The 14,035-nt window shown below is 28.1% G+C and carries 12 protein-coding genes; all 12 read right to left on the reverse strand.

Annotated features, from left to right (window positions below; genetic code table 11):
- Positions 1 to 11: 11 nt before the first annotated feature.
- Positions 12 to 1,673, reverse strand: a complete 1,662-nt coding sequence (gene cplR / locus ACTG47_RS14085; RefSeq protein ID WP_479925018.1) for an ABC-F type ribosomal protection protein CplR — start codon at positions 1,671 to 1,673, stop codon at positions 12 to 14.
- 290 nt (positions 1,674 to 1,963) lie between these two features.
- Complete coding sequence (locus ACTG47_RS14090; RefSeq protein WP_479925019.1) at positions 1,964 to 3,172, reverse strand: uracil-xanthine permease family protein; 1,209 nt, start codon at positions 3,170 to 3,172, stop codon at positions 1,964 to 1,966.
- A 280-nt stretch (positions 3,173 to 3,452) separates the two neighbouring features.
- Positions 3,453 to 3,986: a bifunctional pyr operon transcriptional regulator/uracil phosphoribosyltransferase PyrR gene (pyrR, locus tag ACTG47_RS14095; RefSeq protein ID WP_021385574.1), complete on the reverse strand. Its 534-nt coding sequence runs from the start codon at positions 3,984 to 3,986 to the stop codon at positions 3,453 to 3,455.
- Positions 3,987 to 4,342: 356 nt separating this feature from the next.
- On the reverse strand, positions 4,343 to 5,290 hold the full coding sequence (locus ACTG47_RS14100) for an RluA family pseudouridine synthase (protein WP_479925020.1): 948 nt from the start codon (positions 5,288 to 5,290) through the stop codon (positions 4,343 to 4,345).
- On the reverse strand, positions 5,259 to 5,705 hold the full coding sequence (lspA, locus tag ACTG47_RS14105; protein ID WP_169469667.1) for a signal peptidase II: 447 nt from the start codon (positions 5,703 to 5,705) through the stop codon (positions 5,259 to 5,261). The genes ACTG47_RS14100 and lspA overlap by 32 nt, the downstream gene beginning before the upstream one ends.
- 158 nt (positions 5,706 to 5,863) lie before the next feature.
- Positions 5,864 to 6,634: a polysaccharide deacetylase family protein gene (locus ACTG47_RS14110; protein WP_479925021.1), complete on the reverse strand. Its 771-nt coding sequence runs from the start codon at positions 6,632 to 6,634 to the stop codon at positions 5,864 to 5,866.
- A gap of 48 nt (positions 6,635 to 6,682) precedes the next feature.
- The gene (locus ACTG47_RS14115) at positions 6,683 to 7,165 is read right to left on the reverse strand and encodes a TraR/DksA C4-type zinc finger protein (protein ID WP_479925022.1); all 483 of its coding nucleotides are present in this window, start codon (positions 7,163 to 7,165) and stop codon (positions 6,683 to 6,685) included.
- Positions 7,166 to 7,342: 177 nt separating this feature from the next.
- The gene (locus ACTG47_RS14120; protein WP_479925023.1) at positions 7,343 to 8,764 is read right to left on the reverse strand and encodes a carbon starvation CstA family protein; all 1,422 of its coding nucleotides are present in this window, start codon (positions 8,762 to 8,764) and stop codon (positions 7,343 to 7,345) included.
- Positions 8,765 to 8,910: 146 nt separating this feature from the next.
- The gene (locus ACTG47_RS14125; RefSeq protein WP_479925024.1) at positions 8,911 to 9,681 is read right to left on the reverse strand and encodes a LytR/AlgR family response regulator transcription factor; all 771 of its coding nucleotides are present in this window, start codon (positions 9,679 to 9,681) and stop codon (positions 8,911 to 8,913) included.
- 4 nt (positions 9,682 to 9,685) lie between these two features.
- On the reverse strand, positions 9,686 to 10,888 hold the full coding sequence (locus tag ACTG47_RS14130) for a sensor histidine kinase (RefSeq protein ID WP_479925025.1): 1,203 nt from the start codon (positions 10,886 to 10,888) through the stop codon (positions 9,686 to 9,688).
- A 527-nt stretch (positions 10,889 to 11,415) separates the two neighbouring features.
- Positions 11,416 to 12,726 carry an amidohydrolase gene (locus ACTG47_RS14135; RefSeq protein WP_479925026.1) on the reverse strand — a complete coding sequence of 437 codons (1,311 nt, stop codon included), beginning with the start codon at positions 12,724 to 12,726 and terminating at the stop codon, positions 11,416 to 11,418.
- A gap of 55 nt (positions 12,727 to 12,781) precedes the next feature.
- Positions 12,782 to 14,008 carry an MFS transporter gene (locus tag ACTG47_RS14140; RefSeq protein ID WP_479925027.1) on the reverse strand — a complete coding sequence of 409 codons (1,227 nt, stop codon included), beginning with the start codon at positions 14,006 to 14,008 and terminating at the stop codon, positions 12,782 to 12,784.
- Positions 14,009 to 14,035 lie beyond the last annotated feature (27 nt).

A 14,035-nucleotide genomic window follows, 5' to 3' on the forward strand; every position in this document is an offset into this window, starting at 1 on the left:
TAAAGATACATTTAATTTTCTAACAAACTATTTTTTATTTTGCTGATTTGCTTTAATAACTCATTATATTCTGATTCATAATGTTCTTTCTTTGTATTATCTTTTTCTATAGATAACATAGAGATAACATTTGTAAGTCTATTTTCTAACACTAAAAGATTTTCTTTTTTAGCTTGACTATCTCTACTAGGAGTTTTTTTATTTCTATTAACTATATATTCATCATAAGTACAATCAAATTCTCTTATCTTATTATCTTTTATCTCTACAATATAGTTACAAATATGCGATGTAAATACTCTATCATGAGATACTATAAGCATAGTTTTATCAGTATTTATCAATGCTTTTTCTAGTGCCTCCATAGATTTTATATCTAAGTAATTTGTTGGTTCATCCAATACTAAAAAGTTATTATCTTCCAATATTATTTTACATAGAGCTATTTTTACCTTTTCTCCACCACTGAGTACTTTTACTTTTTTGTAGACATCATCACCTTTAAATCCAAATAAATTTAAATTTATCCTTATAAAAGACTCATCAAATGAACTACTAATTTTAGTGTTGTATAAAACACTCTCTTCTTCGTCTAATATACTTTGATGTTGGTCGAAATAACCTATCTTTACCTTACCATTTGTTTTTATACAGTCATTTTTATTATTTAATATTTCTTTTAGCAGAGTGCTTTTTCCACATCCATTATCACCTAGTAAAGCTATTTTCTTACCTCTTTTTATTTTAAGGGAAACATTATCTAGTAAGAGTTTATTTCTCAAAGTTAAAGTCATATCTTTTATCTCTACTAAATTTTTACTAATTATCTCCATACCATCTTGAATCTTAATCTTCATTTCAGCAGAAACCTTAGGTTTATTTTTTACCTCAAGCTTATCAATTCTAGTTTTTATAGCGTTCACATTTGAGTCTAATTTTTTCTTATTAGTTTGCCCACCCATTTTGTGTAATCTCGCCTCTGAGTTCCCCATTCGTTTTGGAGTTTTTCTTATACCATCACTTAAAGATTTTTTGTATAAAAGGGCTTTTTCAAGCCTTTTTTTCTCTTTAACATATTCCTGATACTCAAAATCAGCCCTTTTTAATTCTTCATCTTTTTGCATTAAATAATCGGTGTAATTGCCTTTATAAACTTTTAATTTTCCATTTTCTAACTCCAATATAGTTGTACATAACTCATCTAAGAAACGTCTGTCATGGGATATTAATAATAATGCTCCCTCATACCTTTTAAACATATTTTCTAAAATACCAATACTTTTTTTATCTAAGTTTGAAGTTGGCTCATCAGCTATTAGCATACTTTTCTTATCACTTAGTGCATCTGCTATCTTTAGCTTAACTTTTTCACCTCCTGATAAGTACTCCTCAAATCTATCAGGAGCATTTAAAATACTCTTTTCTCTGCTATTATTACATGTTTCAATGTTATTTTCACTTTGACTTATATAAGAATAGCTGTCTGTAAGATAAATTTGACCTTCATCAATTTCTATTTCACCTAATATTGCCTTTAATAAAGTTGTTTTTCCTTGACCATTTGAACCAACTAGACCTATTTTCTCACCTTCTGAAACTTCAAACTTATCTATATCTAAAACTAATCTATCAGAATAATATTTCTTCAAATTTTCTACTTTTACTAACAACATAAAAAAATCCCTCCTTAACACACTTAAATATAAGGAGAGATTTACATAAATAGGCATAACAAATAAACGTATAGACTATAATCTACTCTCCTTAATTTAAGCACCGTAAATAAAGCCACTAAAATAGGCTTTTCAAAAACTACAATACTTTAAATTATAAAAAATAGATTATATTCTCATTGTCCCAGTTACCTTGCCCTTTCTTTCATTTATTTTTAATCATTATATCAACATTAATTACAAATGTCTATAGAAATTTAATTATTTAAAATTATACAAGTTATTATTTACTATTCTTTAGCTTTAAAATCCTTATGATTTAAAATTCTATTTAATACAATTCCAACAATTGCAGCTAAGCTAAGACCTGTTATCTTTACTGTACTTGTTATTGGTATACCTATAGAGATACCTTTATTAGACAGGTATGTTGTTCCAAGACCTATTAGTAATATAACTGCTATTATTAACAAATTAATTTTACTTTCTACACAAGAACTATCTCTTATAGTTTTTAATCCCACATAAGTTATCATTGAAAATAGCATTATACTAATTCCACCCATAACTGAACTCGGTATACTTTGAAGAAATCCTCCAAACTTGCCTACACAAGCAAGTAATATAGCAAAGACTGCTGTACGTCTAAGAATTGAAGGGTCATAGTTTTTAGTTATAGCAAGTACAGCTGTATTTTCTCCATAAGTTGTATTAGCTGGTCCACCTAAACAACCTGCAACTATAGTTGCAAATCCATCTCCAAGTAAAGTTCTATTTAGACCTGGATTTTCTATAAAGTTTTTACCTACTACAGCACCATTAGTAGTCATATCTCCTATGTGTTCCATAAATACAGCTAATACAACTGGAGATATAATTACAATTGCTCCTAAGCTAAACTTAGGTATTGTAAAGTTAGGTATTGCAAATAAACTTGCTTCTGTAATTGTAGTTACATCTACTAAATTTAATATTAAGCATATTATATATCCAGAAAAAACAGCTATTAATATTCCTAATTGCTTTATAAATCCTCTACCAAACTTATTAGTTAAAATTGCTATTGCTAAAGTTATAAATGCTATTACAAAATTTGCTGAAGCCATACTAAAAGCTGTTGGCAATAAATTTAATCCTATAACTACTATCATAGCTCCTGTAACTTGTGCTGGAAAATACAATTTAATTTTATTTACTCCAACAACTTTTACTATAATTGACATTATAATATAAATTAATCCTGCTACTATTATACCACCTTGAGCATATGCTAAATCTCCACCATATGCCTCTTTAGCAGCCAGTATAACTGGTATAAATGCAAAACTTGAACCTAAAAAGGCAGGTACTTTTCCTTCTGTACAAAAATGAAATATCAATGTACCAACACCAGCACAGAAAATGGCAACTGACGGATTAAAACCTGTCAAAATGGGAACTAATACTGTCGCTCCAAACATGGCTAATAGATGCTGTAAAGACATTATTGTTTTTTTCATAAAAACCTCCAAAATTATTATATATAAATAAATTCTCTGTTTAATTAATATCTTTTAATTAATTATCATTCCCTAGATTCTATTCTTTAATCTATATATATTTATTATATAATTCGCTTTTTTTACATTTTACGACACTAAAACTCAAACAAAGGAGAATAAAGGTTACATTAAGACACACATACATAAAATTATGATATTTATTTTGTGCAATCTATGTAAGCTTTATCCTCCTCCCTGACTATTCAATGCTAAGCTTTTATACAATATTTTAAAATTATTATTCTTTGATTGTAACTGAATCTTCTCCATCAATCTCTAGTAAACTAACAGATATAATTTCATGCCTAGAAGTAGGTACATTCTTTCCTACATAATCTGCTCTTATAGGCAACTCTCTGTGCCCTCTATCCACTAATACTGCTAATTGTATTGACTTAGGTCTTCCTATATCAATAATAGCATCCAGTGCTGCTCTCACAGTTCTTCCTGTATATAAAACATCATCAACTAAAACCACAGTCTTATCATTTACATTAAAATCTAAATAAGTTCCTTTAACTACAGGTTCAACGTCAATTTTTTCCAAATCATCTCTATACAATGTTATATCAATATCTCCTGTATCCACTTTTGTTCCTTCTATTTGTTCTATTCTTTTAGAAATTCTATTTGCAATTGGTACACCTCTAGTTTTTATTCCAACTAAAACTAGATTTTCTACACCTTTATTTCTTTCAATTATTTCATGACTTATTCTAGTAATTGCTCTTGCTATTGCCTTTTCATCCATTAATTGAGCTTTTTCTACCATATCATAATTATTGTCAAATATATAATATATATTTTTGACAAATCTACTCCTTTCTTTTAATTTTTATAATTTTATTTTTACTTAAATTTCCAATTTAAACAACAAAAAACTCCTCATCACAAGACAAGAAGCTCTTATATAAAAATATACAGTCTAATTTAGCAATTGTCTTACGATATCTCTGTATCGTTTAAAGATAATTTTTATAATCCATTAACTCAAATTATATATTTATATTTCAAATTTTTCAAGCTTTTTTAAGCAAAATGCTTTAATATAAAATATTTTAGTTAAATTTCACTAAATTTATCACTTATATAAAACCAAATAAATGATTTATAGTACTACACAAAATCTTATTTAATTTTTCTAATAACTTCCTTAAAATACTCAGGTAATTCTGAATTAAATTCAATATACTCCTTTGTAGTAGGATGTATAAATCCCAATTTCTTGGCATGTAAAGTTTGTCCTTTTAATTTAAACTTATTTTCTTTTGGACCATATACATTGTCACCTAAAAGTGGGTGATTTATAGATAAAGCATGAACTCTTATTTGATGAGTTCTACCAGTTTCAAGCCTAGCCCTCATATGAGTAAATTTCTCAAATCTTTCTACCACTTCAAAATGCGTAGTTGCATTTCTCCCATCTTTTACTATGGCCATTTTTAGCCTATCTTTAGGGTTCCTTCCTATATGCTTGTCTACAGTTATTCTATCTTCTTTAACAACACCATAACATATAAATTCATACTCCCTAGTTATAGTATGTTCTTTTAATTGTTCTGCTAAAAAATTATGTGCATAATTATTCTTAGCTATCATAAGAAGACCAGATGTATCTTTGTCTATTCTATGGACTATACCTGGTCTAATAACACCATTTATTGATGATAATTTATCTTTACAGTGATATAAAATTCCATTTACTAATGTGTTTTCATAATTTCCAGGAGCAGGATGAACAACCATGTCCTGAGGTTTGTTTATTATTAACACATCATTATCTTCATATACAATGTCTATTGGAATGTCTTGAGCTATAACTTCTAAAGCTTTAGGCTCTGGTATCTCTATAACAATCTTATCTTCTTCTTTAACCAGATACTTAGCCTTTTCTACCTTATTATTAACCTTTACTTTACCATCTTTTATAATTTTTTGTATATAACTTCGTGACATATCACCTAATTGCTCTGCTAGGTAAACATCCAGTCTAATTTCTTCTTCCTCTTCAAGAACTAAAAACTCTTTTATTTCATCCATTAAATCACCTACTTTTACTTTCAAAAAATAATACATATATACATAAAAATACAGTTCCTACAACTACAAATACATCTGCCATATTAAATACATATTCCCATATAATCCTAAAATCAAAATAGTCAACTACAAAACCAAGTCTAACTCTATCAACTAGATTTCCTAATGCTCCTGATATTACTAATATAATCCCTAATTTACCAAATATATGTACTTTTCTTGTATTAAGATAATATAATCCAAATACTGTTGCAAGCAATGCAACTATTATAAATATCCATTGGTTATTTTGTAGTAACCCAAATGCTGCACCTCTATTTTCCACATAAGTTAAATGAAATACATTATTTATTATTGGTATTGTTGATACATCTACCAAATTATTCAATACCCATATTTTAGATAGTTGGTCTAATCCTATGAGTAGAATTATTATTAATATATATAACAATGATTTTTCCCCCTATAAGTTATTTAAAAATCAAATTTATTTGAAACACACTATTACTATTATACAAAAAAAATACTCTAAAGAGCAACTATCTTAAAATATTAATGATGTTTGTAAATTTGAAATACAAACATCATTAATATTTTAATAAGTATTTTTTATTTTTGTACCTGCTCATTTTTATCTAAATGTTCTATAAGTTCTGATATTGTTACAAACTTATATCCTTGTTCTTTTAATTTAGGTATTACTACTTCTAAGGCTTGTATAGTTTGTGACTTATCATTTCTTTTATTGTTATAATCATGTAAAAGTATTATATTACCATTTTGAACTTTTGTAAGAATAGTATTTATAATACTGCCCACTCCAGGATTAGACCAATCTCTAGGGTCTAAGTTTGACCATAGAATTATGTTCATACGCTTAGAAACTATAATATCACAAACACTCTTACTCATAGCTCTATATGGAGGTCTAAATATTTTTGGTTCTACTCCAATTACATTTTTTACAGCATTTTGTGTATCTGTTATTTCTTTTTCTACCTTACCATAACTATTTTTTGCGACATTTATATGTGTAAATGTATGATTCCCTATCTCATGTCCCTCATCATACTGTCTTTTTAATAATTCTTTATTATATTCTACCTTTTCTCCAACTACAAAAAAAGTTGCCTTTACATCATTTTTCTTTAATATATCAAGTACTTGTGGTGTAAAGACCTCGTCTGGTCCATCATCAAATGTCAAAGCTATAACCTTTTCATCATCATTTCCTTTTTTGATTATCACATCTTCATAATCACTTATTTTATTTTCACTCAAACTATAAGTTTCTTTTAAGTTATCTTGATTATGATTATATGTATACACACCTACTAGTGATAATAAACATATACATATACCCCATATTACCTTTTTCATGTCATTACCTCTTTTCCAATTAACTTGAATAATATGTGATGTCAGTTTTTAATCTTTCAATAATTCATTTTTATTTAAATCAGTCAAATCAGTTAAATATTCTGAATAAAAATTAGTATTTTCAACTTCAGGATTTTCACTTGCATCTCCTAATAAATCATCATTCTTATTAGCACAGCTATTACATAAATTTGTATCTGGCAATATGTCTAATCTTTCTAAATCTATTTGTTTATGACATAAATCACAAATCCCATACGTTCCATCTTCTATTTTAGATAGTGCTAAATCTATTTGATACATTCTTCCCTCTTCATGATTTATTAAGCTATTTTGCATATTTTGCATATATACATCTGTTCCCATATCTCCTATATGATTATCATAGCTAGATAGCTCTCCTGATGAATACTTTTCGCTTGTATGTTTAGTTGTATCTCCAAATAAAGTATTATCTTTCATATCTACTACTAAATTAGTTAATTTTTCTTTTTCTTTTAATAATCTATCTTTATATTTTTTAGTATTCATTTCTAACACCTCTATTTTCATATTTATATCATAAAAATAGTATGTGGAAAACTAAATTAAACATACAATAAAAAATAAGATTTGATAAAAAAAATTGTAGGTAAATTTTAAATTCACCTACAATTTTTTGAACATAATTTAAATATAAATTTTTTAATTTTTATAATAAGTTTTTTTCTAACTTGCCAATTTATGACTATTTTCTTCTTTTATATCTTTAGCTTTTTTAAAGAATAAAAGTCCAAGAATTATTGCAACAATAATACCTATTCCATTAGATATATTAACTGGCAATCTAAAACCTTCTTTTGCTTGCATTATATAACTAAATGTAACTACAGTCATAAAAAGTGCTGGTAATGTAGTTATATAATGATTTTTATTTGCTTTAACCAAATATGCAGAACCAGTCCACAACATTATCATAGCAAGTGTTTGATTTGCCCAAGAGAAATATCTCCAAATTATATTAAAATCTATAAATGTAAGAGCAACACCAACTGCAAACAATGGCAAAGCTATTAAAAATCTATTTTTAACTGCATCTTGATTATAATTCATTGCATCTGCTATTGTTAATCTAGCACTTCTAAATGCTGTATCTCCAGAAGTTATAGGACATGCTACAACTCCAAGTATAGCCAAAGCTCCTCCAATAGGACCCATCAATCCAACAGACACTGTGTTTACAACTGTGGCTGCTCCACCATCATTAAATATTACATTAAGTTGAGGTATACCATGGAAATATGACATAGCAGCTGCTGCCCAAACTAATGCTATTATACCTTCTGCAACCATTGAACCATAAAATACAGGTCTTGCTTCACTCTCTTTTTCAACACATCTTGCCATAAGTGGTGATTGTGTTGCATGGAAACCTGATATTGCTCCACATGCTATTGTTATAAATAAGTATGGAAATAAAGGAGTTCCATTTGGATTCATATTTTGTAAATTTATATTTGGTATGTTATATCCCTTTATTATTAATCCTCCTGCTACACCTACTGCCATAATTAACAAAGCAGCTCCAAATACAGGATATATTTTACCAATTAATTTGTCTATTGGTAAAACAGTAGCCATAATATAATAAAGGATTATCACTCCAACCCATATTTGTGTATTTATACCTGTCAATGTTTTTAATAATCCTGCTGGACCTGTTACAAATACAACTCCAACCAATACTAAAAGAACAACACTAAATATTCTCATTGCTATTTTTGCACTATTACCTAAATAAAGACCTACTAACTCTGATGCAGATGTTCCTTTGTTTTTCATTGATAAATATCCAGAAGCAAAATCATGTACTCCACCTGCAAAGATTGTTCCAAATACAATCCATAAAAATGCTGATGGTCCAAATAACGCTCCTTGTATAGCACCAAATATAGGTCCTAATCCTGCGATATTTAAAAATTGAATTAAAAAGATTCTCTTCCATTTCATTGGAACATAATCTACTCCATCTCTACAAGCTATAGCTGGAGTTTGATTTTTATCATTGATTCCAAAAACCTTTTCTACAAAAGTGCCATAGATAAAATACCCTGCTATAAGCACTACTATTGAACCTAAAAAACTTACCATAAATTCATCCCCTTAGTTTTTTGTATAATTGCTTTATAAATTTTTATAAGTTTAAGAAAACTATTTCCAGTTCAAATAGTAATACTTTTTTATGCTAATATAAATGTTAATTACATTAAGTGCATATTTAAGTACATGAAATGACTTTATATATGCATCAATAACCTAAATTCTTTTACTTTGCTTCTACTTACAGTTACCTCATAGTCACTATTTTTTAATTTTAATATGTATGTATTATTAAACCATGGTATAATTTCTTTTACTTTACTTAAGTTTACGATATAAGACCTATGTGTTCTAAAAAAAGTTTTATCATTTATCATAGTTTCTACTTCTGATATTCCTTCTTTTAATATAAATTTCTCTTTCTCTGTATATATAAATGTCTGCCTTTCATTGGCTTCACAATAATATATATCATCAATATCTATTACAACCAGTTTGTCACCTTTCCAAAGACTAATTTTATGTGTTATTTCTTCTATATTTTGATTTATTATGTCTTTCTTGCTATCAGATAAATTATTACTATCATTAGATAGTTCAACATTATTCATTTCACTTTTTTCTAACTTATTCAGCATGGAAATTATTCTTTCTTCAGAATATGGCTTAAGTACATAATCAAATACGCCCAAAGAAAAAGCATCAACTGCATAATTTTCATATGCCGTTATAAAAATAATCTTAGGTCTTGATTTAAATTGATTCAATGTTTTTGCAAGTAACATACCATCAAGATGAGGTATATTTATATCCAAGAAAATTACATCTATTTTATTTTCCTGAATAAAATCTAACACCTCTATACCATTAGTAAATTCACTTACTACCTCAATACTACTTTTATTTTCAATAAAATATCTCAATTCCTTTCTTGCTGGAAACTCATCTTCCACTATTATAGCTCTCATCCCACTACTCCTTTACATAAAATACTATCAAGGTTCCATTATCAGTTCTTCTCATATTAAGCCCATTTCCATACATTAATTTAAGTCTTAAATGTACATTATAAAGCCCAATCTTATTTTCAGGCATATTATCTTGATATACATTATTTATGATTTCTTCACTTATACCTATACCATTATCCTCAATTGATATCCTTACAGTATTTTCTAATGAATATTGTAATTTTTTTATAGATATTTTTACTGTACCAGCTTTTCCACTTTCTAAGATCCCATGTATTATTGCATTTTCCACCAATGGTTGTATAATTAAACTTGGAATCTTTATATTTACATCATCTATATCATAAGATACAGTTAATAATTCTCCAAATCTAGCCTTTTCTATCTCTACAAAAGATTTAACCTGTTCAACTTCTTTATTTATATCTATCAGATTATCACTATATTCCAGATTGTATCTTAGATAAGTTGATAAATTTATTATTAGTTCTCTGGCTTTATCTGGACTAAATCTTATAAATGAAGCTATTGTATTTAGAGAATTGAATAAAAAATGAGGATTAATCTGTCTTTGAAGTGCTTTTATTTCTGCTTTATTTCTTGCTTCTATATCCTTTTTATCTTTTTCAATCCCCTCAACTATGGATATAACAAATCCGATTCCAATCTGTCCAACAATTAAAGGCAAATATATTCCACCAATTATTTGAATTGCTAAAGAATGTGGGTGCGCTATTAAATATATAAGTACTATAGTAAAACTTTCAGAAACCATACCTACCAATATGCCATATATTACTCTATGTTGTTTTGGTATCCTCTTATATAGAAATCCTGATAATACACCTGCTAGTATACTCGATAAAAGACATGGAACAGATGTTATACCTCCAATATCCATAAAGTATCTATGAATACCAGAAAGAACCCCCGCTGTAATACCTACCATTGGTCCAAATAAAACACCTCCTGATACTATAGATATTATTCTAGTATTTACTATTGAACCCATATAATTTATACCATTATAAGTACCAAATATAGCTAAAAAGGTAAAAACTAATGCTATACATACCAAATCATTAAAGCTATATTCTTCTTTTTGAAATATTTGCTTAAATGTTTTTAACTTTGTTATCAGAAGAAATAGTACAACAATAAGACTTGTTTTTTCTATTAATGCTATTAAAATTGATGTTTTCATATTTTCCCTCTTAAAAAATAAATCTTTACACACTTTAAATTTATTATTTTTATTGTAAATTAGACACATATTTATTGTAAATTAAATACATAAAAATAAATTCCATAGTTATTGTATCATATCATCTATATAGAAACATAAATTCGTTTAATTATATAAATTTAAAAAATGTTTTTTTGATATATTATTGACAATTTTTATTATAAGAGTTAAAATTAACTCATAAATTACATATTGGGTATAAAGTACATATTTAAAGTTAGTTCAGAAGGCTATGGTTTTCTGATTTTTTTATGCTCAGTAGTGATATGCAAAAAAGACAAAGTTAACATTAGTTAACTTTTACCTTTATTCTACTTTCCCCAAAGTAAGAATAATCTAACCCCTTTGAGATGAGCAAAAGCTCATCTTTTTTTATGCATATTTATATATGTGTAAAGTTAAATTTATTAACATTTACATATAAATAGGGGCTGATATCCATTTGATATGCCCCATTTTATATATCTTAATTTTTTATAACAACTTTAATAGTTAGATGAGATATCTAAAGCAATTTTAGAGTATAACTTAGCAGAGATTGGTATAATATCTTCATTATAGTCAAAGTTTCTATTATGATGTTTTTCAGTTAATCCAGCATCAAGTAGAAGATATGTCGCTTTTCCACCATGCTTATGAACATCATTCATCATAAATGTAAAATCTTCTCCTGCACCCAAATCAGCATAATCAACTATTTCTCTAATTCCATCAATACATTTACCTGATTTTGTTACAAACTCTACAAAATCTTTATTACAATAAGAATCAGCAGATTTTCCTTTAAAATCTAGACTATATTTACACTTATACATTAATGCTGAAGATTCACATACTCTAATTGCACTTTCAAGCATATATTCATTAATTTCATTTGTAATACCTCTTGTCTCAGCCTTCAAAATAGCATTATCAGGGATAACATTACGCCCTGTACCTGCCTGTAATACTCCAACATTAATACGACTTGCACCTTTTCCAGTTCTAGGTATAGCAAGCATATTTAGTGTTGCTGTTGCTGCAGCAGCAAGGGCATTATGACCAGCCTCTGGGCAATTACCTGCATGAGCTGATTTTCCCTCAAAACATACATCAAATTTACTACTGACAAGATATCCATAACTACCAGCTGCTATTGCCCCTAAGTTACCTGTTACATTTGCAATATGACCACCAAATATGTAATCGACCTCATGTAGAATTCCTTTTTCTACTAAAGAAATTGCACCTCTTCCACCTTCTTCAGCTGGTTGAAATATAAGCATAACTTTTCCTTTAATCTTGTCTTTGTATTTTGATAAAATCTTTGCTGTACCAAATCCAATAGCAGTATGTGCATCATGACCACAGGCATGCATACATCCATGATGTTCTGAATTGAAACCTTCCTTTACAGGTGCATGTTCAGGTTCCTCACTTTCTATCAACTCATTACAATCAATGTCAAAACGAATTGCAACAGTAGGACCAGCTTGTTCTCCTTTGATAACACCAACTACTCCTGTAAATCCTCCAGCAATTTTATTGATTAAATCTTCTCTTCCAGTTTCTTTGATAGCACGTTTAATACACTCTTCTTGAATATCCACATCAGGCCTTCCAAGCATATGTTCAGGCGAATGAATTTCAGTTCCATATATATAAGGAATTTTTAATTCTTCAAACATTTCAATTATTTTTACAGTAGTACGATACTCAGTCCATGCTGATTCTGGATATTTATGTAAGTCTCTGCGAACCTTAATAAGCTCTTTCTTAAATTCTATTTCATCAATTCTTTCAAAATTATAATACATAATACACACTCCCTTTATAAATATTATTCATTTCAAATATTAAAAACCTTATTAACTACAAATTCTGTTCATTCATGTTTTTTTCAGCTTGTTCACGTGTATTAATTGTAGTTGCAAGAAATATACATAATATAAGTATAACTATAATCATTCCAAAAACTGCTATATAAGACCCTTTAAGAAGAGTAATTGAAAGCCCCATTATTAATGGTGCAATAATTCCAGCAACAGATGACCCAAAAGCTATAAATCCAGTTGCTGTACCAACTAAATCCTTTCGAACATATTTTAACACTAAGGTATAAAATGCTGGACTCAAACAACACACTCCTAAATTAGCAATCGTTTGATATATAAATCCTAAAACGATACTTCCAGTATTATACATTAAGAAAACAGAAATACACATTATAATTAGAGAAGCAATAATAGCTATTTTTTCACGTCCAACAAAGTATTTGTCAATAATCCATCCTGATATATTTACAAAAATAAATGATGCAAGTGCTGGTATCATTGAATAAGTAGCCATAGTTTTTATATCTAAATGTTTGACATTCACCCAGTATTGTGGCAACCAAGAATTCAATCCCCACATTAAAAATCCTACGCCAAATTGAATAATTGGTGTCTTCCACACAATAGGATTTTTAAAAGCTTCTTTAAGGGGAACCTTTTTTGATTTTGTTTTTTGTGTGCTCTTACCTGTCTTTTTTTCATTTTTATTTAATAAGTACAAAGATAAAGCAATTATTAAGTCAGCTATGGCAAAAATGAAAAATGCTTTTCTCCATCCATAAGAAAATGCTAAATAGGCTATAATCAAACCTGCAAAGGCAGTCCCCAACTGACCTGCTGATATAAGAAAAGACTTTGCCCTTCCAAACTGCTCTTTTTTAAAATTCTCTGCTATTGTAACTGAGCTTGCTGGTGGAAATATGCCTTCTGCACATCCATACATAAATCTTATCACCATGAGAGAAACAAATGACCATGACATACCTGTAAATGTAGAAAATATAGCCCATATAGATACTATTACTATAATCAATTTTTTAGATTCATATTTATCAGCAAAGTATCCTCCAAAAAGAGACATAATAGCCATACCAAAAGAAAATGAACTAATTAAAAAACCAACTTGTGTTGGATTTAGACCATACTCTTTACTTATTGGTATTGCAGCAACGTTAATTGCCATCTTATCACAGTATCCTACAAACCAAGCAATAAATAGTATACCTAAAATAATATATTTTTTATTATTATCTACCTTTTCCATAAAACTTGCCACCCCTTTATGTGTTTT

The sequence above is a fragment of the Clostridioides sp. LIBA-6622 genome (assembly GCF_056716095.1).